Origin of the sequence: Streptomyces sp. FIT100, assembly GCF_024584805.1 — a bacterium.
In the GTDB taxonomy this organism is placed as follows: Bacteria; Actinomycetota; Actinomycetes; order Streptomycetales; family Streptomycetaceae; genus Streptomyces.
This window is the reverse complement of sequence record NZ_CP075715.1, coordinates 2888976-2910800: the sequence shown is the minus strand read 5'-3', so window position 1 is coordinate 2910800 and position 21825 is coordinate 2888976. Positions and strand designations below refer to the sequence as shown.

Below are 21825 nucleotides of genomic sequence, written 5' to 3'. Positions count from 1 at the left end.
GCCGGGCCACCGATAGGGTGGCCCGGTTGTCGTACGGACGGCCCGCCGTCGTGGCGACAGCCCGTTGCCGTACGGACAGCCCGTGCACCCGAGCCCGCGACCGGAGACCGTGACTACCACCGCCTCGCACTCCCACCACCTCTCACCCGCCTTCCCCGGCCGTGCCCCCTGGGGTACGGCCAACAAGCTGCGCGCCTGGCAGCAGGGGGCCATGGAGCGGTACATCCAGGAGCAGCCGCGCGACTTTCTCGCGGTGGCGACCCCCGGCGCCGGTAAGACGACCTTCGCGCTGACGCTCGCGTCGTGGCTGCTGCACCACCATGTCGTGCAGCAGATCACCGTGGTCGCGCCGACCGAGCATCTGAAGAAGCAGTGGGCGGCGGCCGCGGCGCGGATAGGCATCAAGCTGGATCCGGACTACAGCGCGGGCCCGCTCAGCAAGGAGTACGACGGCATCGCCATCACGTACGCCGGTGTCGGCGTACGCCCGATGCTGCACCGCAACCGCAGCGAGCAGCGCAAGACCCTCGTCATCCTCGACGAGATCCACCACGCCGGTGACTCGAAGTCCTGGGGCGAGGCGTGCCTGGAGGCGTTCGAGCCGGCGACGCGGCGCCTCGCCCTGACCGGTACGCCGTTCCGGTCCGACACCAATCCCATCCCCTTCGTCACGTACGCGGAGGGCAACGACGGGATCCGGCGGTCGGCCGCCGACTACACGTACGGCTACGGCAACGCCCTCTCCGACGGCGTCGTCCGGCCGGTCATCTTCCTCTCCTACAGCGGCAACATGCGCTGGCGCACCAAGGCCGGCGACGAGATCGCCGCCCGGCTCGGCGAGCCGATGACCAAGGACGCGATCTCGCAGGCGTGGCGCACGGCGCTCGACCCGCGTGGCGACTGGATGCCGAACGTCCTGCGCGCCGCCGACCAGCGGCTGACCGAGGTCAGGAAGGCGATTCCCGACGCGGGCGGCCTCGTCATCGCCTCGGACCAGGACTCGGCGCGCGCGTATGCCAAGCTCATCCGCGAGATCACCGGCACGAAGGCGACCGTCGTGCTCTCCGACGACACGGGCGCGTCGAAGCGGATCGACGAGTTCAGCGACAACGACGACCGGTGGATGGTCGCGGTCCGGATGGTGTCCGAAGGCGTCGACGTGCCGCGGCTCGCGGTCGGCGTCTACGCGACGACGATCTCGACACCGCTCTTCTTCGCGCAGGCCGTGGGGCGTTTCGTACGGTCCCGGCGGCGCGGCGAGACCGCGTCCGTCTTCCTGCCGACCATCCCCATGCTGCTCGGCTTCGCCAATGAGATGGAGGTCGAGCGCGACCACGTGCTCGACCGGCCGAAGAAGGAGGGGGAGGAAGACCCCTACGCCGAGTCCGAGAAGGAGATGGACGAGGCCAACAAGGAGCAGGACGAGGACACCGGCGAACAGGACATGCTGCCCTTCGAGGCGCTGGAGTCCGACGCGGTCTTCGACCGGGTGATGTACAACGGCGCCGAGTTCGGCATGCAGGCCCACCCGGGGAGCGAGGAGGAGCAGGACTACCTCGGCATCCCCGGCCTGCTGGAGCCGGACCAGGTGCAGATGCTGCTCCAGAAGCGGCAGGCACGGCAGATCGCGCACAGCCGCAAGAAGCCGGACGAGGAGGCGGATCTGCTCGAACTGCCCGCCGAGCGGCGGCCGGTGGTCTCGCACAAGGAGCTGCTGGAGCTGCGGAAGCAGCTGAACACGATGGTGGGCGCGTACGTCCATCAGAGCGGCAAGCCGCACGGTGTCATCCACACCGAGCTGCGGCGGGTGTGCGGAGGGCCGCCGAGCGCGGAGGCGACGGCGGGGCAGATCCGGGAGCGGATCAAGAAGGTCCAGGAGTGGGCCACGCGGATGCGGTGAAGTCCGGGGAGTGGCCGGTCCCTGGCCCTGGGCGCCGTGCCGGCGCGGCCCCGCCCGGGACGCGCTGCCGTGTGCCCGGGAGTAGCGGGTCCTGGAGCGAGCGCCGTGCCTCCGGTGGGGGCAATGGGGCCCGGGGTGCGGTGGGTTCGGGCCGCGGTGGGTTCGGGCCGCGGTGGGTCCCCGGGTTCGGCGAGTCCCGAGGTCCGGTGGGTCCTGGGTGCAGGGGGTCCGGGCGCGGTGGCCGGGCCATCGGTGAGTGCGGCGCCTGACGGGTCCTCGGCCGCGCTGAGCGGCAGCCGGACGCGGTCGTTCCCGCCCGTCACCCGTGACGTCCGCAGGTCCCGCCGGCGGCGTTCTCCGGTCAGCGGACGCACCGCACCGGCAGTCGTACGCGAAAGTCTCCGCGCCCGGATTCTGGACGAGGTCTTCCGCTGAGCGGAGACGGTCGCTACATTCCCCGCAATGACAACGCCCCGTGGCAGCGCCGCCGCGGAGCGCAGCCGGTGTGCCATGGCCTGTCGGCGGCCTCTCAGTGCGTCGCCGATGGGACCGGTGCCGCTGGACCTGTGGAGCGCCGCCGCCACTCACCTCGAAGGAGAGGGCGTCGTGACCGCGGAGACCTCCCAGACGCTCGACCGGGGACTGCGTGTCCTCAAACTGCTTGCCGACACCGACCACGGCCTGACCGTCACCGAGCTCTCCCACCGGCTCGGCGTCAACAGGACGGTCGTCTACCGGTTGCTCGCCACACTGGAGCAGCACGCTCTGGTCCGCCGTGACCTGGGCGGACGGGCCCGGGTCGGGCTCGGCGTGCTGCGGCTCGGCCGCCAGGTGCACCCGCTCGTACGGGAGGCGGCGCTGCCCGCGCTGCGCTCGCTCGCCGAGGACATCGGCGCCACCGCCCATCTCACCCTGGTCGACGGGGCGGAGGCGCTCGCGGTCGCGGTCGTCGAGCCGACCTGGACGGACTACCACGTGGCGTACCGGGCCGGTTTCCGCCATCCTCTGGACCGCGGCGCCGCCGGCAGGGCCATCCTCGCCGCTCGTCAGGGCGGACTCACCGAGCCCACGTACACGCTCACCCACGGCGAGCTGGAGGCGGGAGCGAGCGGCGCCGCCGCGCCGCTCATCGGGGTGACGGGCATAGAGGGGAGCGTGGGCGTCGTCATGCTCGCCGACTCCGTACCGGAGCGGGTCGGCCCGCGCGTCGTCGACGCGGCGCGTGAGGTGGCGGACGCGCTGCGCTGACGCGCTGCCGGACGGGGTGCAGGCGGTACGAGCCCCGGCGGTACGGACCCCGGCGGTACGGGCCTTGGTAGTACGGGGCGGTACAGGCTGCGGTACGGCTGCGCTGCGGGTGGCCTCGGCGCAGGAGCGCGCGGGCGGACCGCTAGATTGACTGCGTGTTTCTCTCACGCCTCTCGCGCCCCTGGGCTCTCGCCGTCTGCGCCCTCCCTGTCGTCGCACTGCTGGCGGTCACCGGGCTCGCGCCGCTGCCGTTCACCCTGGCCCAGCCGGGTCAGGCCACGAACGTGCTCGGGGACGACCAGGGGAAGCCGGTGATCACGATCACCGGTGCCCCTACTCGCAAGACGGAGGGGACGCTGCGGATGACGACGATCGTCGCCACCGGGCCGACCGCCGAGGTCGACTTCGGCGATGTGGCGGACGCCTGGTTCCGCACGGACCGGGCGGTGCTGCCGCGCGACGTGGTCTACCCCGTCGGCGAGTCCGAGAAGGAGATCCAGAAGCACAACACCGCCGAGATGCAGAAGTCCCAGGACAGCGCCGTGGACGCCGCCCTGGGCTACCTCGGCGAGGACCCGGAGAAGGTGAAGGTCACCCTCCACCTCGCGGACGTCGGCGGCCCCAGTGCGGGGCTGCTCTTCTCGCTCGGCATCATCGACAAGCTCGACGGCAACGGCGCGGGCGGCGATCTCACCGGCGGCCGTGACATCGCCGGTACGGGCACGATCACCGCGGACGGCAAGGTCGGCGCGGTCGGCGGGGTGGCGCTGAAGACGCAGGCGGCCGCCCGTGACGGGTCGACCGTCTTCCTGGTGCCGAAGGCCGAGTGCGGGGACGCCCAGGCCGAACTCCCCGACGGGATGCGGCTGATCCCGGTCACGACGCTGAAGGAAGCGGTGGACGCGCTGCGGCTCCTTGACCAGGACGAGAGCAAGGTCCCGACCTGCTGACCCGGCACTAGACCGACACTGTTCGCACTGTTCGCACTGTTCGCACTGTTCGCGCCGTACGCGCCGTACGCGCTCTTCGGCCACGCGCCGGGCCAGTCGCGCATGGTGCCCAGCCAGGTGGAGAGCTCCTGGGTGTGCATCGTGGCGACCTCGTGCATGAAGACGTTCACGGCCCCGCGCGTCTCCGGATCCGGGTCGCCGTACAGGGACTCGTCGAAGAGGAGGCTCTGCTGGGCGGCCGCGGCGCGTCCTCAGCCCTCACGCATGTCCCCCGCCGCCTGCTCCACCAGCGGGATGATCCGCAACGGCACCGGGTTCTCCATCACGATCGCCGTCGACGCCCGCACGATCCCCTCGAAGCCGACGACCCGGTCGATCACCCGCTGGAGGTCCGCGTTCGAGCGGGCGACGAGGCGGCAGAGCATGTCGCCGTGGCCCGTCGTGGTGTGCAGTTCCAGCACCTCCGGGACGGTGGCCAGATGGGCCCGGACGTCCGTGCCCTGGCCCTGCTTGATCTCCAGCGTCGCGAACGCCGTCACCGGGTAGCCCAGGGCCGCCGGGTCGACGTCCGGTCCGAAGCCTCGGATGACCCCGCTCGACTGGAGCCGGTCGAGCCGCGCCTGGACCGTGCCGCGGGCCACGCCCAGGCGGCGCGAGGCCTCCAGGACACCGATGCGCGGCTCGCGGGCGAGGAGCACGATGAGCCTGCCGTCCAGATGATCGATCGCCACGAGTGCCTCCCGATGGTCATCCTGTACAGATCGCCCGCACAAAACGGGCAGTGAATGGGCAGCTTGCCCAGCTGAAACACAAACTATTGCGCAGCTTGTGGATCGGCGGGAGTCTGCCGCCATGACTGAGATCCTGGATCAGACCCCTGACACCGCCCGGCAGGCAGACCCCTTCCCGGTGAAGGGAATGGACGCGGTCGTCTTCGCCGTCGGCAACGCCAAGCAGGCCGCGCACTACTACTCCACGGCCTTCGGTATGAAGCTCGTCGCCTACTCCGGACCGGAGACCGGCAGCCGCGAGACCGCGTCGTACGTCCTCACGAACGGCGGCGCCCGCTTCGTGTTCACCTCCGTCATCAAGCCCGCCACCGGCTGGGGCCGCTTCCTCGCCGGCCACGTCGCCGAGCACGGTGACGGCGTCATCGACCTCGCCATCGAGGTGCCGGACGTGCGGAAGGCGTACGCGTACGCCGTCGAGCACGGCGCACGCGGCATCGAGGAGCCGTACGAGGTCAAGGACGAGCACGGGACCGTCGTGCTCGCCGCCATCGCGACGTACGGCAGCACCCGCCACACCCTCGTCGACCGCTCCGGCTACGACGGCCCGTACCTGCCCGGCTTCGTCGCCGCCGAGCCGATCGTGGCGCCCCCGGCGAAGCGCACCTTCCAGGCCATCGACCACTGCGTGGGCAATGTCGAGCTCGGGAGGATGAACGAGTGGGTGGCCTTCTACAACAAGGTCATGGGCTTCACGAACATGAAGGAGTTCGTGGGTGACGACATCGCGACCGAGTACTCGGCGCTGATGTCGAAGGTGGTCGCCGACGGCACCCTCAAGGTGAAGTTCCCCATCAACGAGCCCGCGATCGCGAAGAAGAAGTCGCAGATCGACGAGTACCTGGAGTTCTACGGCGGCGCCGGCGTCCAGCACATCGCGCTGGCGACGAACGACATCGTCGAGACCGTGCGCACCATGCGCGCGGGAGGGGTCCAGTTCCTGGACACGCCCGACTCGTACTACGACACCCTCGGTGAGTGGGTCGGCGACACCCGTGTGCCGATCGAGACCCTGCGCGAGCTGAAGATCCTCGCGGACCGTGACGAGGACGGCTATCTGCTCCAGATCTTCACCAAGCCGGTCCAGGACCGTCCGACCGTCTTCTTCGAGATCATCGAGCGCCACGGGTCCATGGGCTTCGGCAAGGGCAACTTCAAGGCTCTCTTCGAGGCGATCGAGCGCGAGCAGGACAAGCGCGGCAACCTGTGACCGCGCCGGTCAGCTCGTAGTCCGGGCGGCAGCACAGGGAGGGGCGGCGCCCGCCGCCCCTCCCGGCTGCTGTCAGCGCTGCGAGGGGCTTGCGTCAGGAGCGTCCGAGGCTTCCCGGGGTTTCCGGGGTTCCCGGGGTTCCCGGGGCTCCGACGTCTCCGAGGCTCCGGAGGCCCCCGACGGGCCGGGCCCGTCCGAGGCCCTCCGCTCCGACGCCCTCGCCTCCGACGCGTCCGGCGTGGGCGCACGGCCCTCCTCGTCCCGCGCCTCGTCCCGCTCCCCGTCCGCGCCTTCGTCCGCGTCCTCGTCCCCGTCCCCGTGTTCGCCGTCATCGTCATCGTTCTCGTCCGACGGCGACGGCAACGGCGTCTCCAGCGGTGGCGGCGTCCCGTCCAGATCCCACGGCTCGGCCTCGCCCCAGATGTCCTCGGGCCCGCCCGCCGGGGGCTCACCCAGCTCGGCCAGGATCTTCGCCGCCTTCGGCGCGTGCACCGGCGAGAACTTCGGGTTGATCCGCAGCGCCTCCGCCAGATGCCGGCGGGCCGCGCCCGTCATGTCCCTGGCCCGCTCGATCTCGCCGAGGTGGTACACGAACAGCGCGTTCCGCATCCCCGGATGCGTGGCCGCCTTCGCGTACTTCAGGCCCTCCGCCGACCGCCCCGCCCGGTGCAGCGCCCACCCGAGCACGTCCGCCGCGTACACGCTCCGGTGGCCGCGCCGCCACTCCTGCTCCATGCGGCGCACCGCCGACCGCGCCTCGCCGTGGTCGGCCTCGTAACGGGCGAGCACCAGCTCCTCGCTCACCCCGTTCCGCCGCGCCTTCGCCGCCTCCCTGCGCATCACGTCGTAGTGCGTACGGGCGTCCCCGTCGAGGCCGACCGACTCGTACAGCTCGCCCGCCTCCAGCGCGTACTGGGGCAGCGGCAGCGCCTTCACCGCCGCGTCGTAGTCGCGCAGCGCCTCGTCCGTACGGCCGAGACCCGCCAGCGCCCGCGCCCGGCCCGCCCGGGACCGGTGGTGCCCGGCGTCGATCCGCAGCGCCGCGTCGTAGTGCCCCAGCGCCTCCGCCGGCTCGCCGCGCTCCCAGGCCAGCTCGCCCAGCCGGTACTGCGTGAACGCCTTCTCCGCCGGGCTGCCCGCGCGCGTCATCGCCTCGTACGCCTTGCTCGCCGCGTCCTCGCGCCGGCCGCGGTCGCGGTCCGCGAGGGCCGCCCGGCCCAGCGCCGACGCCACACCCGGTCGCAGCTGCTCCAGCCTCGCCAGGGCCTTGTGGGCGGACTTGAGGTCGCCGAGACCGTTGTACGTGTCGATGAGCAGGGCGTACGCCGCCCACTCCCTGGGCGAGCGCGCCCGGACCCGCTCGCCCCACCGCTTGGCCGCGGCGTAGTCGTGCCGTGCGTTCGCGAGCGCCGCCATGCCCAGCTCGGCGGCCGTGTTCCCCTTGCTGCCGGGCCGCGCCGCGAGCGAACGTTTCAGCGCCGACTCGGCCTTCGGGAAGTACGCCCACTCCGCGCGCGCCGTGCCCCGTTCCACGTACGCGGAGCCGAGCACCGCCCACGACTCGTCGTCGTCGGGGTGCGAGCGCAGCCAGCGCTCGCGGTCCTCGATCAGCACGGACAGCTCGCCGACCGAGACCGGCGCCCCGGTGCCCGCCGTCAGCATCGCCTGCGCGGCGGGGCCCGAGTCGGGCGGCGGCCCCTCCGCACCCGGCCCGAAGAGCAGGAAACCGGCGACGAGCCCGCCGGCGACCACCGTGCCGATCACGGCATTCCTGATGTTTGGCGCGTATCGGGTCTTCATGGCGAACACTGTGCGCCGGTGAACAGCCGATACGAAGAGCACACCCGGTGCAGCGAACGGGATCGTCGACGGGTTCACACCGATGGCCCCTGGTGCGAGGCTGGGATCATGGACGATCTCCAGGATGACCTCCACACCCGGCTCGTGACCGGGTTGCGCACGGGCCTGCCGGACGAAGCACTGATCATCGACCCGGACGTCACGGCCTCGTACGCCAACGACATGGCCAGCTTCTGCGACGCGGGCACTCCCGCCGTCGTCGTGCTGCCCCGCACGGTCGAGCAGGTGCAGCACGTCATGCGCACCGCGAGCGAGCTACGGGTGCCGGTCGTCCCCCAGGGCGCCCGCACCGGGCTCTCCGGCGCCGCCAACGCCTCCGACGGCTGCATCGTGCTCTCGCTCACCAAGATGGACCGCATCCTGGAGATCAGCCCGGTCGACCGGATCGCGGTCGTCGAGCCGGGCGTCATCAACGCCACCCTGAGCCGCGCGGTCGGCGAGCACGGGCTCTGCTACCCGCCGGACCCCTCCAGCTGGGAGATGTGCACCATCGGCGGCAACATCGGCACCGCGTCCGGCGGGCTGTGCTGCGTCAAGTACGGGGTCACCGCCGAGTACGTCCTCGGCCTCGACGTCGTCCTCGCCGACGGCCGCCTCCTCACCACCGGCCGCCGCACCGCCAAGGGCGTGGCCGGATACGACCTCACCCGGCTCTTCGTCGGCTCGGAGGGCAGCCTCGGCATCGTTGTCAAAGCGGTCCTCGCGCTCCGGCCCAAGCCGCCCGAGCAGCTCGTCCTCGCCGCCGAGTTCGCCTCCGCCGCCGCGGCCTGCGACGCCGTCTGCGCGATCATGGAGCGCGGTCACACCCCGTCGCTCCTCGAGCTCATGGACCGTACGACCATCCGTGCCGTCAATGAGATGGCGCAGATGGGCCTGCCCGACACCACCGAGGCGCTGCTGCTCGCCGCCTTCGACACCCCGGAGCCGACCGCCGATCTGGCCGCCGTCGGCGAGCTGTGCACGGCCGCCGGAGCCACCCAGGTCGTCCCCGCGGAGGACGCGACCGAGTCCGAGATGCTGCTCCAGGCGCGCCGGCTCTCGCTCACGGCGCTGGAGAAGGTCAAGACCGCGACGATGATCGACGATGTCTGCGTACCGCGCTCCCAGCTCGCGGCGATGCTCGACGGCACGGCGGCGATCGCGGAGAAGTACGACCTCACGATCGGCGTCTGCGCCCACGCGGGCGACGGCAACACCCATCCCGTCGTCTGCTTCGACCACAGCGACGCCGACGAATCCCGGCGCGCCAGGGAGTCGTTCGACGAGATCATGGCGCTCGGCCTGGAGCTCGGCGGCACGATCACCGGCGAACACGGCGTGGGGGTGCTGAAGAAGGAGTGGCTCGCCCGCGAACTCGGCCCGGTGGGCGTCGAGTTGCAGCGAGGGATCAAGCAGACCTTCGATCCGCTCGGCATCCTCAACCCGGGCAAGCTGTTCTGAGCGTGCCGACGCTCGGGTCCTGGGTACCGGCCTAGGTCCCATGTCCGATGGCCCCGGGCACGGTTCCCGACCTAGCGTGGAAGTGCGGAAACACCGTCAACGCAGACATCACAGACAACGCAGACGGCGCAGACGACGCAGGAGGTAGCCGTGCCCGCACGTCTTGACCACACGATCGTCCACAGCCGCGACCGCTTCGCCTCCGCCCGCTGGCTCACCGGGCTGATCGACGCGCCGGAGCCGAAACCCTTCGGCCCGTTCGCCAGCGTCCCGCTCGCCAATGGGGTCACTCTCGACTACGCCGACGAGCAGACGGACGGGGAGATCGTCTCCCAGCATCTGGCGTTCCTCGTCTCCGAGCAGGAGTTCGACGAGATCTTCGGCCGGATACAGGAGAGGGAGCTCCCCTACTGGGCCGACCCGCTGCACGGCGGGCCGCAGGAGATCAACCACCGCTTCGGCGGCCGCGGGGTGTACGTCGACGACCCCGACGGCCACTCCATCGAGTTCATCACCCACACCTACGTGTAGTCCCGGGCCCGGGACTACGCCTCTCCGTCCTGCGACGGGGCCAGCAGCTCCGCCAGTGCGTCGTCGATGCCGAGTTGCTCCTCCTCGCTTCCTGGAGGCACCGCACGAAGCGTCCGCTCCAGCCAGGCGGAGACCTGCGCGGCGGGCGCCTCCAGCAGGGCGTCCCCGTCCGGTGACGACAGCGCGATCAGGATGACGCTGCGCCGGTCGACCTTGGTCGGCCAGATCCGGACGTCCCCGTGTCCGCACGGCCTGAAGACCCCCTCGATCAGCAGCTCGCGGGCGAAGGTCCAGTGCACGGGGTGCTCTGACCCGATGTGAAAGGTGAAGTGCACGGCGAACGGATCGTCCGTGCGATACGTCAGCCGGGCCGGTACGGGGATGCTGCGCTCCGGCGACAGCACCAGCTTGAGCTCGAGCTCGCGTTCCACCACGGTGTGCATGAGAGTGCGACTTCCTTTCCTGGTACGAGGCCCTGGAGCGGGCCACGCAGGGAGAGAGCGCCTTCCCCGCCGACTATTACGCGACTTCCGGCAACAACTTCTCAGGACAGCGGGATCCGGCCGTGCCGGTGGGGCACAGCACCACCGGAAAGTGGGCCTTACGGCGGGACGGGCCCAGCGCGGAGCGGCGGTCTGATAGATGTGGAGCCTTCAAATCGGCGTCATGAGTCGATGAATCGATGCCCTCCACGCCCTCCAGGAGATACGGGACCACGGTGATGAGCGCCCCAACCCCGGCAACCGGCGACGGCAGCCCCGCTGCCGGCTTCTATCCAGATCCGTCCATCCCCGGATACGTCAGGTACTGGAACGGCGTGGCGTGGGTGCCGGGTACGAGCCGGCCGGCGCCGAAGGACGGCGAGGCGATGCCGTCGCCGCCGCATTCGGCCGCCGCGGACACGACAAGGGCGGCTACGACCGGCCCGTCCGTGCCGGCGCCGTCCGCCCCGCCGGTCGAGGAGACCGGGCCCGTCTTCCTCGACGAGGACCCCGAGCCGTCCGGCGGCCCCCGCCCCGAGCCTGCTTCCGCGTGGCAGGCGGACGCGTCCCGCCAGTCGGGCTTCGGCGGCGACCACGACCGACGGGTCTCCTGGGGCGCCGCCGCCGCCCCTGCCCCTGCCCCGTCCGCGTCCGGACCGGGCTCGGGCGCGGCTTCGGGGCTGCCGTCGGCCCCGGCAGCGGCCGAGGGCTGGGGCCGCGACTCCCGGCCCGACCCCCGCGCGGGCGGTGCCGCCGCGGGCGGCTCCTCCGGCGTCCGGCTCGACCGCTCGTCCGGGCGTGCGGCCCCCGACCCCCGTTCCGCGGGCGACGCCGCCGCGCCGGTGGACCCCACCGGCGGTGCGCTGCCGGGTGTCCGCAGCGTGGGGGGCGAGGCGAAGCCGGCCTCCGACGGCACCATGGCGATCCGCTCGCTGGGCCCGCATGCGGCCAAGCCGCAGGCCCAGGCTCAGCCCCAGGCTCACGCTCAGCCCCAGGCTCTGCCCCAGGGGCAAGCGCAGGCCCAGGCCCAGCCGCAGGTTCGGGCCCAGGCCCCGGCGGAGCCGCAGCAGCAGGTGCCCGCACAGCAGCAGCCGCTGAGCGCAGGCGCCGGCGGCGGGGCCGCGTCCTGGGCGCAGCAGGTGCACCGGCTCGCCCAGGGGCAGGCCGAGCCGCAGCCGCAGCAGCCCGTCATGCCCTGGAAGCCTCCGGTCGACGACCCCTTCCTCCAGGCCGCCCAGGCGCAGGCCGCGGCCCGGCCCGCCGGGCTCGGCAGGCGGCTCGTGGCCCGGCTGATCGACACGCTCGTGCTGGGCGCGATCGCCGGAGCGGTGTCGTTCCCGTTCGTCTCCCGTGCGCTGACGCACATCGACGAGAAGATCCAGGCGGCGAAGATGTCCGGCGAGACGGTCACCGTCTGGCTGCTCGACGCCACGACGATCACCCAGTTCGGCATCGCGCTCGCCGTGCTGCTGCTCCTCGGTGTGGTGTACGAGGCGCTGCCGACCGCCAAGTGGGGCTGCACGCTCGGCAAGAAGCTGCTCGGCCTGGAAGTGCGGGACATCGAGTCGCACGGGCCGCCCGGCTTCGCCGCCGCGCTGCGCCGCTGGCTGGTGCACGGGGTGCTCGGCGTCCTGGCCATCGGCGTCGTGAACGTGCTGTGGTGCCTCTTCGACCACCCGTGGCGGCAGTGCTGGCACGACAAGGCGGCGCGCACCTTCGTCTCCGGCTGACGTCCTGTCAGTCCTACGGCCCGCAGGGTCCCCCGAACGGCGGTGAGCCGTTGCGGGGCCCTGCCCGGCGCGGTGCACTGCCCCCATGAGCAACGACCAGCCGCCCGGCCCGCCGCCCGAGGACGACCCGTTCCGCAAGAAGCCGCAGGAGCCCCAGGGACCCGAGGGGACCCCTGGGACCCAGGGACCTCAGGGACCTCAGGGACCGTGGGGTCCCCAGGAGCCCACGCCTCCGCCCGGTGGATCCCCGCCCCCGCCAGGCGGAGGTCCGTACGGCGCACCGCCTCCCGGTTCGCCCTACGGGGCACCGCCCCCGGGGTCCCCGTACGGTGCACCCCCGCCGCCGTACGACGCGGGCCCCTACAGCAGTAGTCCGTACGGCGGGGAGGCCGACCCGCTCCGGGGCATGCCGCCGCTTGCGGACCCCGGCAAGCGCATCCTCGCCCGCATCATCGACTGGCTGATCGTCCTCATCCCGCTCGCGCTCATCGGCATCCCGTTCGGGATCTACGACGGGATCACGGAGCAGTCCAACGACTTCGACGAACTGGTGACCAACGTCAACACCGGCAGCCAGTGGATCTTCCAGATCATCTCGATCATCGCGTACGTCGGCTACGACACCCTGATGGTCCGCAGGACCGGCCAGACCATCGGCAAGAAGCTGATGAAACTGCGCGTCGCGATGCTCCAGGACGGGAGCACCCCGGACACCGGCTCGTCGCTGATGCGCGCCGCGGTGCTGTGGCTGCCGCAGCTGATCTGCTGCCCGTGCCTCTGGCCGCTGATCCTGCTGATCATGATCCTGGTGGACAAGCCGTACCGGCAGGGCCTGCACGACAAGGCCGCCAAGACGGTGGTGGTGTCAACGACGCAGTGAGGGCTGGCCGACCCGCGGCTCGGCGCCCGTGTGGGCGACCGGGACCCGGGCGGCCTCCACGACGGAGGCGGCAGACGCGACGGCGGCGCCACGGTTCGTACGGACCGTGTGCGCCGCCTTCGCCTTGGCCCTGACCGGCAGCGGGACGGTCACGGCGACCAGCAGGCCCAGCGCGAGGGCGGCGACCCCGATCACGGCGATACCGACGCCTGTCGTGGTGCGGGAGAGCAGAAGCATGGCGACGGTCGAAAGGACGACGGTGGCCGAACCGTAGGCGAGCTGTGCGGCAGTCAGACGCGGCATGACGGGTTCCGTCCCTCGAAGCGGCAATGTCGTTGGTCTCGCAACGGGTCGCTCTGTCCGGCGACTCTACGACGGTGGATGCCCGAGAGGAACCGGTAGTAAGCGTGACCTAACCAACGGTACCGGTGCATGGGGGGCGCATGGAGTCATCCATCCCGCCGACCGGACGGTTCGGTGCGCCCATTGACAGCTCACGAGGGGGCGTGGGGGACGGTGCGGAGACGGCTCACGGCGCCGGGTGCGCGGATCGTCGCGTCCGCATTCCGGAACTGCGCTACTACATAGTGCAGTTGACTGGTGCAAGTCAAGGTCTGTCTTTTCTTCCTTAACTCCGGTCGAATGTCGTCACTTGTGACGCGCAGCCGCCCGCGGATCCACCCCACATCCTTGGTTCCGCGGTGACGCGGGCGCGGGGGAGGACACTTCAAGTGACCAGCAGACGACGGGTGATGAGAGCGTCGGCCGTGTTCGTGGCGCTCGCCGCGACCGGTGCCACGGCCTCGGCCTTCACCCTGGCCCAGGCGGAGAACCACGGCACGGCCGCCGGCATCGAGCGCCACGACCCGGCCCCGGGCCAGGACCACGACAAGGCCCATGTGGACCACGACCTCGAGGGCCCGTTCAGCAAGCAGCAGGAGCAGCAGCGCAAGGCGGCGCTGGAACAGGTCATATCCGGGGACGCGACCGTGCAGCAGCGCGGCGCGTCCAAGGTCGTCAAGCTCGACGACAAGAAGTACGTCGAGCTCGGCCGCGAGAAGACCGACAAGATCTTCACCATCCTCGTGGAGTTCGGCGACAAGGTCGACGACACCACGATGTTCGACCCGGACGGCTCCGGCCCCAAGCCGCCCGTCAAGAAGTACGGCGGCACGCCCGGCCCGCTGCACAACCGGATAGCCGAGCCGGACCGCAAGGTCGACAACTCCACCGCCTGGCAGAAGGACTACGACCAGGCGCACTTCCAGGACCTGTACTTCGGCGAGGGCAAGGACAAGCAGGGGAATCCCCAGCACTCGCTGAAGACCTACTACGAGCGCACCTCCTCGGGCCGCTACTCGGTCCAGGGCACGGTCTCCGACTGGGTCAAGGTCGAGTACAACGAGGCCCGCTACGGCTCCAACTACTGCGGCCAGTCCAACTGCAACAACGTCTGGGACACGGTCCGCGACGGCGTCACCGCCTGGACCGCCGCCCAGAAGGCCCAGGGCAAGACCGACGAGCAGATCAAGGCCGAGCTGTCCCAGTACGACCAGTGGGACCGCTACGACTTCGACGCCGACGGCAACTTCAACGAGGCCGACGGCTACATCGACCACTTCCAGATCGTCCACGCGGGCGAGGACGAGTCGGCGGGCGGCGGAGTCCAGGGCCCCGACGCCCTGTGGGCCCACCGCTGGTACGCCTACGGCACCGACGCCGGCAAGACCGGCCCGTCGAACAACAAGGCCGGCGGCACCCAGATCGGCACCAGCGGCATCTGGGTCGGCGACTACACCATGCAGCCGGAGAACGGCGGCCTCGGCGTCTTCGCCCACGAGTACGGCCACGACCTCGGCCTGCCGGACCTGTACGACACCTCCGGCGGCGGCGAGAACTCCACCGGCTACTGGTCCCTGATGTCCTCCGGCTCCTGGCTCGGCACCGGCCAGGACTCGATCGGCGACCTGCCCGGCGACATGAACGCCTGGGACAAGCTCCAGCTCGGCTGGCTCAACTACACCAAGGGCAAGGCGGCGACGAAGTCCACCCACACGCTGGGTGTGGCCGAGTACAACACCAAGAACCCGCAGGCCCTCGTGGTCGAGCTGCCGAAGAAGAAGGTCACCACCACCGTCGTGAAGCCCGCCGAGGGCTCCAAGCAGTGGTGGAGCGACATGGGTGACGACCTCAGGAACACCCTCACCCGCTCCGTCGACCTCACCGGCAAGTCCACGGCGTCCCTGGAGCTTTCGGGTTGGTGGGACATCGAGGCCGACTACGACTACCTCTACACCGAGGTGTCGACGGACGGCGGCGCCACCTGGACCGCGGTCGACGGCACCGCCGACGGCGCGGCCATCACCCGCGACGCGAGCGGCACCCCGGCGCTGACCGGCCCCTCGGGCGCGCACAAGAAGCTCGTCTACGGGCTGGACGCGTACGCCGGCAAGAAGGTCGACGTCCGCTTCCGCTACCAGACGGACGGCGGTGTGGCCGGCAAGGGCTTCACGGCCGACGCCATCACCGTCAGCGCCGACGGGGCGCCGCTCTTCAGCGACAACGCCGAGGGCGACGCCAACGGGTGGACCGCGAGCGGCTTCTCGCGCATCGGCGAGTCGTTCACGGACGAGTACGAGCAGTACTACCTGGCGGAGAACCGCCAGTACGTCTCGTACGACCAGACCCTGAAGGTCGGCCCGTACAACTTCGGCTTCACGGCGCCGAGGGACAACTGGGTCGAGCACTACCCGTACCAGAACGGTCTGCTGATCTGGCTCTGGGACACCTCCCAGAAGGACAACAACACCAGCGCCCACCCGGGCCAGGGCCTCGTCCTGCCGGTCGACGCCAACGCCAAGGCGCTGAAGTGGGGCGACGGCACGCTGATGCGCAACCGGATCCAGGCGTTCGACTCGACCTTCAGCACCGTCCCCTCGGACACCGTCACGCTGCACAAGGCGGACGTCGCCCGTCGGATCGGCTCCCACCCGGGCAACCCGGTCTTCGACGACCGCAAGGGCGTCTACTGGTACGAGGAGAACCCGACCGCCGGTGTCAAGGTTGCTGACACCAACACTCGGATATCGATCGTGGATGAGCCGAAGAACGGCCAGACGATCACCGTGAAGGTCGGCCCCTCGACGAAGTAGCTCACATCGTCGCAGGTCAGAGCATGATCGGCCGTCGCCCTCTAGCGGGCGGCGGCCGATCGTGTTTAGGTGCGTCTGACGCAGTTCTTATTGACGTCTGCCCTGACGTCTTCATTGACATCGAGCTCACGGGGGAGTGATGCCGCATGCCCGGCGGAGGTTTCTGCAAGCTGCCAGGAGGCAGTGTCGTGGTCGCGATAGGGCTGCCGAGCCCGGCCGGCGACGGCGGCACGGTGCGGATCCTGGTGCACGCACAGAACCGGGCCCGTGCGCTGACCCGGCTGCGGAATCTGGGGCTGCGCGCGGTGTACCTGCGGGGCAACGCGGAGCCGCCGACGCCGGACGAGATCACGGCGGTGCTGCACCACCCGGACGGACTGCTCTGGCGCACGCACGAGCCCCTGAGCCAGGAGCTCTGGCACCCGATACGTGCCCTGCTCCGCCCCGCGGGCGGGACCTAGGCCCGGCCCGCCCCCTCCGGATCGCCCCGGGCCCGGGCCCGGGGCTCTCGCGTCACACCACCGGCTTGCCCGACAGCTCCACGCCCGCCTCGCGGAGCTCCTCCAGCGCCCGCTCCGTCGTCTCCTCGGAGACCCCGGCGGTCAGATCGAGCAGGACGTGCGTACGGAAGCCCTCCCGCGCCGCGTCCAGCGCCGTCGCCCGTACGCAGTGGTCGGTCGCGATGCCGACGACGTCGACCTCGGTCACCGCGCGCGCCCGCAGCCAGTCCGCCAGCGTCACGCCGTTCTCGTCGGCCCCCTCGAAGCCGCTGTACGCCGCCGAGTACGCACCCTTGTCGAAGACCGCGTCGATCGCCCCGCTGGCGACCGCGGGCGCGAAGTTCGGATGGAAGCCGACGCCCTCCGTCCCGGCGACGCAGTGGGCCGGCCAGGTCCGTACGTAGTCCGGGTGGTCCGAGAAGTGGTCACCCGCGTCGACATGGTGATCACGAGTGGCGACCACATGGCGGTAGCCCGCCGGGGCCTGTCCGATCAGGTCGGTGATGGCGGCGGCGACGTCCGCGCCCCCCGCCACCGCGAGGCTGCCCCCCTCGCAGAAGTCGTTCTGAACGTCCACGACGATCAATGCGCGGTGCATGGCGGGTGTCCTTCGGTGGAGGGGGAGGCGGGGGACGGTCCAGCGGCGATGTTCTGAGGGTAGAGACTTCAACCGCCTTGCGGGAGGGGGCATTTGCCTGCTATCGGCGCAGTCGTTGTCTTCCAGGTCACCTGGCGTTCACAGGAGCGATTCGAGGGTCTCGTGCGGCGATCACCTCCGGGGCGGGGGTCAGACGTGGTACTCCGTGGGGATCACCGGCTCTCCGCGGGACAGCTGGGTCGCCGAGATCGGCAGCCCCGCACGCGCCGCGATGTGCCGGTCGCGCGCCGCGTCCAGCGGCTCACGGGCGACGACCTCGCCGCCCTTGACCAGCTCGACCAGCAGCTGCCGGTCCGTGAGCCCGTCCGGCACGGGACCCGTGCCGAGCACCTCGGCCTCGGCGAAGCCCTCCTCGTCGAGCCGGCGGGCAGCCCACTTGCGGCCCCCCACGGACAGCTTCCCGCCGGAGGACTTCTTCGCCACCGCGGTCAGCGGCGCCTCCGCGTCGGCCGAGGCCGCGCGGGCCACCAGCTTGTAGACCATGGAGCAGGTCGGGTGCCCGCTTCCGGTGACCAGCTGGGTCCCGACGCCGTACGCGTCCACGGGCGCCGCGCCGAGCGAGGCGATCGCGTACTCGTCCAGGTCCGACGTCACCACGATCTTCGTGTCGTGCGCACCCAGCTCGTCCAACTGCTGGCGTACCCGGTGGGCGACGAGGAGCAGGTCACCGGAGTCGATGCGGACGGCGCCGAGCTCCGTCCCCGCGACCTCCACGGCGGTACGGACCGCCTCGGCGACGTCATAGGTGTCGACGAGCAGGGTCGTCCCCCGTCCGAGTGATTCCACCTGGGCCCGGAAGGCGTCGCGCTCGCTGTCGTGCAGCAAGGTGAAGGCGTGGGCGCTGGTGCCGACCGTCGGGATGCCGTAGCGGAAACCGGCCGCGAGGTCGGAGGTGGAGTCGAAGCCCCCGACGTACGCGGCGCGCGAGGAGGCGACGGCGGCGAGCTCGTGGGTCCGCCGGGCGCCCATCTCGATGAGCCGGCGCCCGCGCGCGGCGGACGACATCCGGGATGCGGCGGCCGCGATCGCGGAGTCGTGGTTGAGGATCGACAGGATCACGGTCTCCAGCAGGACGCACTCGCCGAAGGAGCCCTCGACGCGGAGGATCGGCGAGCCCGGGAAGTAGACCTCGCCCTCCGGATAGCCCTGGATGTCGCCGCTGAAGCGGTAGTCGGACAGCCAGTGGAGTGTCGGCTCGTCGATGATGCGCCGGTCCCGGAGGTAGCCGAGTACGCCCTCGTCGAAGCGGAAGTTCTCCACGGCGTCGAGGACCCGCCCGATGCCGGCCACCACGCCGTAGCGGCGGCCCTCGGGCAGCCTCCGCGTGAAGACCTCGAAGACGGAGCGGCGGTCGGCCGTGCCGGCCTTCAGCGCCGCCTGGAGCATCGTGAACTCGTACTGGTCGGTGAAGAGCGCGGTCGACGGCACTCCCACCCGTCTCCCGCCGCCACCCTTCTGAGGAAGCGCTTCGCGCCCTTCTGATGTCGGCAGAGCCAGATCCGCAGCGTTCACAGCGGTCAACCTCGCACTCTCGTCTCGAACTGCCATGCTCAGGATGCTACCCCTATTTCGTCAGAGTGACGAGATGTCCTCGGGTGGCTCCCCGAAACGCACCGGGCAGCCGTTTGTGCGGCGGGGCCCCTCGGGTGGCAGCATGGGTGGAGTGACTGTGCCCCTAGAGATCGAACAAACCCAGTCGGCCGAGGAAGTCTTCGCCGTACCCGAGCCCGACGTCCCGTGGGTGACGATCGTCCACAACGATCCGGTCAATCTGATGAGCTACGTCACGTACGTGTTCCAGGCCTATTTCGGCTACTCCAAGGACAAGGCCCACAAACTGATGATGGACGTCCACCACAAGGGCCGCGCCATCGTCTCCAGCGGCACCCGTGAGGAGATGGAGCGTGATGTGCAGGCGATGCACGGCTACGGGCTGTGGGCGACGCTCTCCCAGGAACGCAAGTGATGGCCGGACACTTCGAGGCGCTGCCGGGAGGCGGCGCGGCCGTCGCGCTCGACGAGGTCGAGATCTCCATCCTGCGCTCGCTCACCGTCCAGCTGCTGGAGCTGATCGGTCCGGGTGACGAGCCCGCCAAGGGCGAGGACCCGCTGGCCGCGCTCTTCTCCGAGGGGCCGAGCGAGCCACCGTCCGACCCGGCCCTTGCGCGCCTCTTCCCGGACGCGTACGGCGACCCTGAGGTCGAGGACGCCCGCGACGCCGACGAACTGCGCGAGTTCTCCTCCGAGTTCCGGCGCTACACGGAGAACGATCTGCGCGCCCGCAAGCGCGACGACGCCCTCGCGGTCGTCCGCAGTCTCGACGCGCTCACCGCGACGGGCGAGGGCGGCGCCGTCCTCAAGCTGACCGCCGACGACTCGCTGCACTGGCTGGGCGCGCTGAACGACCTGCGGCTGACCATCGGCACCCGGCTTGAGGTCGCCGACGAGGACGAGAGCGGTGACCTGTACCGGCTGCCGGACTCGGACCCGCGCAAGCCGATGGTCATGGCGTACCTGTGGCTCGGAGCGCTCCAGGAGACGCTCGTCGAGACGCTGATGTCGTAGGCCCTCCCGCGGTCTTCCTCGCGGTCGCGCGCGCCCGTGCGCCGTGCCCCGCGCTTTGCGGCCGCGTGCTTTGCGCACGCGTGGCGCCGCGATGAATGAGCGTTCGCTCAACGGACACTCAAATCCGGATAACGATCGCGTCACTCACTCACCCCTGTTTGCCACCTCATGGGATTTTTGTCCGCTTCTTCCTGTGTGGTGTGTCACAGGCTCCTCCAGAGACCCCCTATGGATCAGTGTTGCGGCCGTGATAAATCTTCACGACCCGCCGGGGGCGCCACCCATGTCCCCGGTGACGCTTTGGCCGGCTGACCGCCGGTAGCACTCCATCCATATCCGGGGGGATCAGGACCTGGTCCGCAGTCGCATGCAGTCGGCGCGGATCAGCATGGAGAAAGGCGCACGATCCATGACCTCAGCGCAGGTCGACAAGCACGACGGCAACGAGGCCGCGGGAATTTCGAGCGAGGGTTACGAGCGCGGGCTCGGCCCCCGCCAGGTCCAGATGATCGCCATCGGCGGCGCCATCGGCGTGGGACTGTTCCTGGGCGCCGGAGCGAACATCGCGAAGGCCGGACCCAGCCTCATCCTCATGTACGCCCTCGCGGGCGTCATCATCTTCTTCATCATGCGGGCGCTCGGCGAGCTGCTCCTCTACCGGCCGGTCTCCGGCTCCTTCGCGGAGTACTCCCGGGAGTTCCTCGGCCCGTTCTTCGGCTACGTCACCGGCTGGACCTACTGGCTGATGTGGATCGTGACCGGCATGGCGGAGCTCACCGCAGCCGCGATCTACATCAACTACTGGTTCCCCTCCGTGCCGCAATGGGTCACGGCCCTGGTCTTCCTGGTCGTCCTCTACGTGGCCAACCTGATCTCGGTGAAGCTCTTCGGCGAGATCGAGTTCTGGTTCTCGATGGTCAAGGTGACGGCCCTCATCGGCATGATCGTCATCGGCCTCGGCGTGCTGACCTTCGGTTTCAGTGCCGCCGGTGACACCGCCGCCGTCTCCAACCTGTGGGCCTTCGACGGCTTCTTCCCCAAGGGCATCGGCTCCAGCCTGATGACCCTGCAGGGCGTCATGTTCGCCTACCTCGCCGTCGAGCTGGTCGGCGTCACCGCGGGCGAGTCCGAGAACCCCGAGAAGACCCTCCCCAAGGCCATCAACTCGCTGCCCTGGCGCATCGCCCTCTTCTACGTCGGTGCCCTCACGGTCATCCTGTGCGTGGTCAAGTGGACGGAGTTCGCGCCCGGCGTGAGCCCCTTCGTCGCCGCGTTCGCCAAGATCGGCATCCCGGCCGGTGCGGCCATCGTCAACTTCGTCGTCCTCACCGCGGCCCTGTCGTCCTGCAACTCCGGCATGTACTCCACCGGCCGTATGCTGCGCGACCTGGCCTCCAACGGCGAGGCCCCGAAGGCGCTGGGCAAGCTGGCCGCGAGCAGGACCCCGGCGATCGGCATCACCGTCTCCGTCGCCCTCATGGGCATCGGCGTGCTCCTCAACTACGTCGTCCCGGAGAAGGCGTTCGGCTACGTCACCTCGGTGGCCACCGCGGCCGGTATCTGGACCTGGATGATGATCCTGATCAGCCACATCCGCTACCGCCGCGCGGTCCAGGAGGGCAGGCTGCCCGCCTCGTCCTTCCCCGCCCCCGGCGGCTCGGTGTGCAGCTGGATCGCCCTGGCGTTCCTGATCTTCGTGACCGGCCTGATCGCGTACGACCCGGACTCCCGCGTGAGCCTGTACGTCGGCGCCGGCTGGGCGATCGCCCTGGCCATCGGCTGGGCCGTCATGAAGTCCCGCAACCCGCAGGCGCCGGCGTTCCAGAAGACGGAGCGCGAGACCGAGCGCGTCGGCTGACCGCCGCCCCCGGTCCCAGCATTCGGGCCCGCCCGTACCGACCTTCGGTACGGACGGGCCCGTCTGCTTATCC

At 70.6% G+C, this 21825-nt stretch carries 19 protein-coding genes; 13 read left to right on the top strand and 6 right to left on the bottom strand.

All coding sequences use genetic code 11. From position 1 onward, the window contains the following. Nucleotides 1-109 precede the first annotated feature (109 nt). The 3 genes from KK483_RS12695 to KK483_RS12685 all read left to right on the top strand — a co-directional run bounded on the left by KK483_RS12695 (nt 110) and on the right by KK483_RS12685 (nt 4098). Nucleotides 110-1900 carry a DEAD/DEAH box helicase gene (locus KK483_RS12695; protein ID WP_262005343.1) on the top strand — a complete coding sequence of 597 codons (1791 nt, stop codon included), beginning with the start codon at nt 110-112 and terminating at the stop codon, nt 1898-1900. A gap of 606 nt (nt 1901-2506) precedes the next feature. Beyond that, a complete protein-coding gene (locus KK483_RS12690) occupies nt 2507-3148 on the top strand; it encodes an IclR family transcriptional regulator (protein ID WP_262005342.1) in 642 nt (213 codons plus the stop codon). Nucleotides 3149-3303: 155 nt separating this feature from the next. Continuing rightward, nucleotides 3304-4098, top strand: a complete 795-nt coding sequence (locus KK483_RS12685; RefSeq protein ID WP_262005341.1) for a S16 family serine protease — start codon at nt 3304-3306, stop codon at nt 4096-4098. Between the two features lie 251 nt (nt 4099-4349). On the opposite strand, the gene KK483_RS12680 is transcribed toward KK483_RS12685, so the two are convergent. Next, a complete protein-coding gene (locus KK483_RS12680) occupies nt 4350-4829 on the bottom strand; it encodes an Lrp/AsnC family transcriptional regulator (RefSeq protein ID WP_262005340.1) in 480 nt (159 codons plus the stop codon). Nucleotides 4830-4950: 121 nt separating this feature from the next. Between KK483_RS12680 and hppD the strand changes: the two genes are divergently transcribed. Then, nucleotides 4951-6096 (top strand): 4-hydroxyphenylpyruvate dioxygenase, encoded by a 1146-nt coding sequence (gene hppD, locus KK483_RS12675; RefSeq protein ID WP_262005339.1) that lies wholly within the window; start codon nt 4951-4953, stop codon nt 6094-6096. A gap of 72 nt (nt 6097-6168) precedes the next feature. On the opposite strand, the gene KK483_RS12670 is transcribed toward hppD, so the two are convergent. Further along, nucleotides 6169-7896, bottom strand: coding sequence for a lipopolysaccharide assembly protein LapB (locus tag KK483_RS12670; RefSeq protein WP_262005338.1), 1728 nt, complete (start codon nt 7894-7896; stop codon nt 6169-6171). A 108-nt stretch (nt 7897-8004) separates the two neighbouring features. Between KK483_RS12670 and KK483_RS12665 the strand changes: the two genes are divergently transcribed. Next, entirely contained in the window at nt 8005-9396 is a 1392-nt protein-coding gene (locus KK483_RS12665) for an FAD-binding oxidoreductase (RefSeq protein WP_262005337.1), read from the top strand. A gap of 150 nt (nt 9397-9546) precedes the next feature. Further along, nucleotides 9547-9927, top strand: coding sequence for a VOC family protein (locus KK483_RS12660; protein ID WP_262005336.1), 381 nt, complete (start codon nt 9547-9549; stop codon nt 9925-9927). Nucleotides 9928-9941: 14 nt separating this feature from the next. Here KK483_RS12660 and KK483_RS12655 read toward each other — a convergent pair whose 3' ends face one another. Then, nucleotides 9942-10370, bottom strand: coding sequence for an SsgA family sporulation/cell division regulator (locus KK483_RS12655; RefSeq protein ID WP_262005335.1), 429 nt, complete (start codon nt 10368-10370; stop codon nt 9942-9944). A gap of 278 nt (nt 10371-10648) precedes the next feature. On the opposite strand from KK483_RS12655, the gene KK483_RS12650 reads away from it, so the two are divergent. Then, the gene (locus KK483_RS12650; RefSeq protein ID WP_262005334.1) at nt 10649-12139 is read left to right on the top strand and encodes an RDD family protein; all 1491 of its coding nucleotides are present in this window, start codon (nt 10649-10651) and stop codon (nt 12137-12139) included. An 85-nt stretch (nt 12140-12224) separates the two neighbouring features. After that, nucleotides 12225-13019 (top strand): RDD family protein, encoded by a 795-nt coding sequence (locus KK483_RS12645; RefSeq protein WP_262005333.1) that lies wholly within the window; start codon nt 12225-12227, stop codon nt 13017-13019. Here the strand turns inward: KK483_RS12645 and KK483_RS12640 are convergent. Beyond that, entirely contained in the window at nt 13005-13322 is a 318-nt protein-coding gene (locus KK483_RS12640) for a hypothetical protein (protein ID WP_262005332.1), read from the bottom strand. The two genes, KK483_RS12645 and KK483_RS12640, sit on opposite strands and share 15 nt — an antisense overlap. A gap of 428 nt (nt 13323-13750) precedes the next feature. Between KK483_RS12640 and KK483_RS12635 the strand changes: the two genes are divergently transcribed. Next, entirely contained in the window at nt 13751-16171 is a 2421-nt protein-coding gene (locus KK483_RS12635) for an immune inhibitor A (RefSeq protein WP_262005331.1), read from the top strand. A 146-nt stretch (nt 16172-16317) separates the two neighbouring features. Continuing rightward, nucleotides 16318-16632 (top strand): hypothetical protein, encoded by a 315-nt coding sequence (locus KK483_RS12630; protein WP_262005330.1) that lies wholly within the window; start codon nt 16318-16320, stop codon nt 16630-16632. A 52-nt stretch (nt 16633-16684) separates the two neighbouring features. Here KK483_RS12630 and KK483_RS12625 read toward each other — a convergent pair whose 3' ends face one another. Next, on the bottom strand, nt 16685-17269 hold the full coding sequence (locus KK483_RS12625) for an isochorismatase family protein (RefSeq protein WP_262005329.1): 585 nt from the start codon (nt 17267-17269) through the stop codon (nt 16685-16687). 189 nt (nt 17270-17458) lie between these two features. Further along, nucleotides 17459-18841, bottom strand: a complete 1383-nt coding sequence (locus KK483_RS12620; RefSeq protein WP_399016035.1) for a nicotinate phosphoribosyltransferase — start codon at nt 18839-18841, stop codon at nt 17459-17461. A 142-nt stretch (nt 18842-18983) separates the two neighbouring features. Here KK483_RS12620 and clpS point away from each other — a divergent pair, with 142 nt between their 5' ends. From clpS to KK483_RS12605, 3 genes are all read left to right on the top strand, one after another. Next, nucleotides 18984-19295: an ATP-dependent Clp protease adapter ClpS gene (gene clpS, locus KK483_RS12615; protein WP_262005327.1), complete on the top strand. Its 312-nt coding sequence runs from the start codon at nt 18984-18986 to the stop codon at nt 19293-19295. After that, entirely contained in the window at nt 19295-19894 is a 600-nt protein-coding gene (locus KK483_RS12610) for a DUF2017 domain-containing protein (protein ID WP_262005326.1), read from the top strand. Before clpS ends, KK483_RS12610 begins: the two co-directional genes overlap by 1 nt. Nucleotides 19895-20303: 409 nt before the next feature. Next, a complete protein-coding gene (locus KK483_RS12605; RefSeq protein WP_262005325.1) occupies nt 20304-21752 on the top strand; it encodes an amino acid permease in 1449 nt (482 codons plus the stop codon). Nucleotides 21753-21825: the final 73 nt, after the last annotated feature.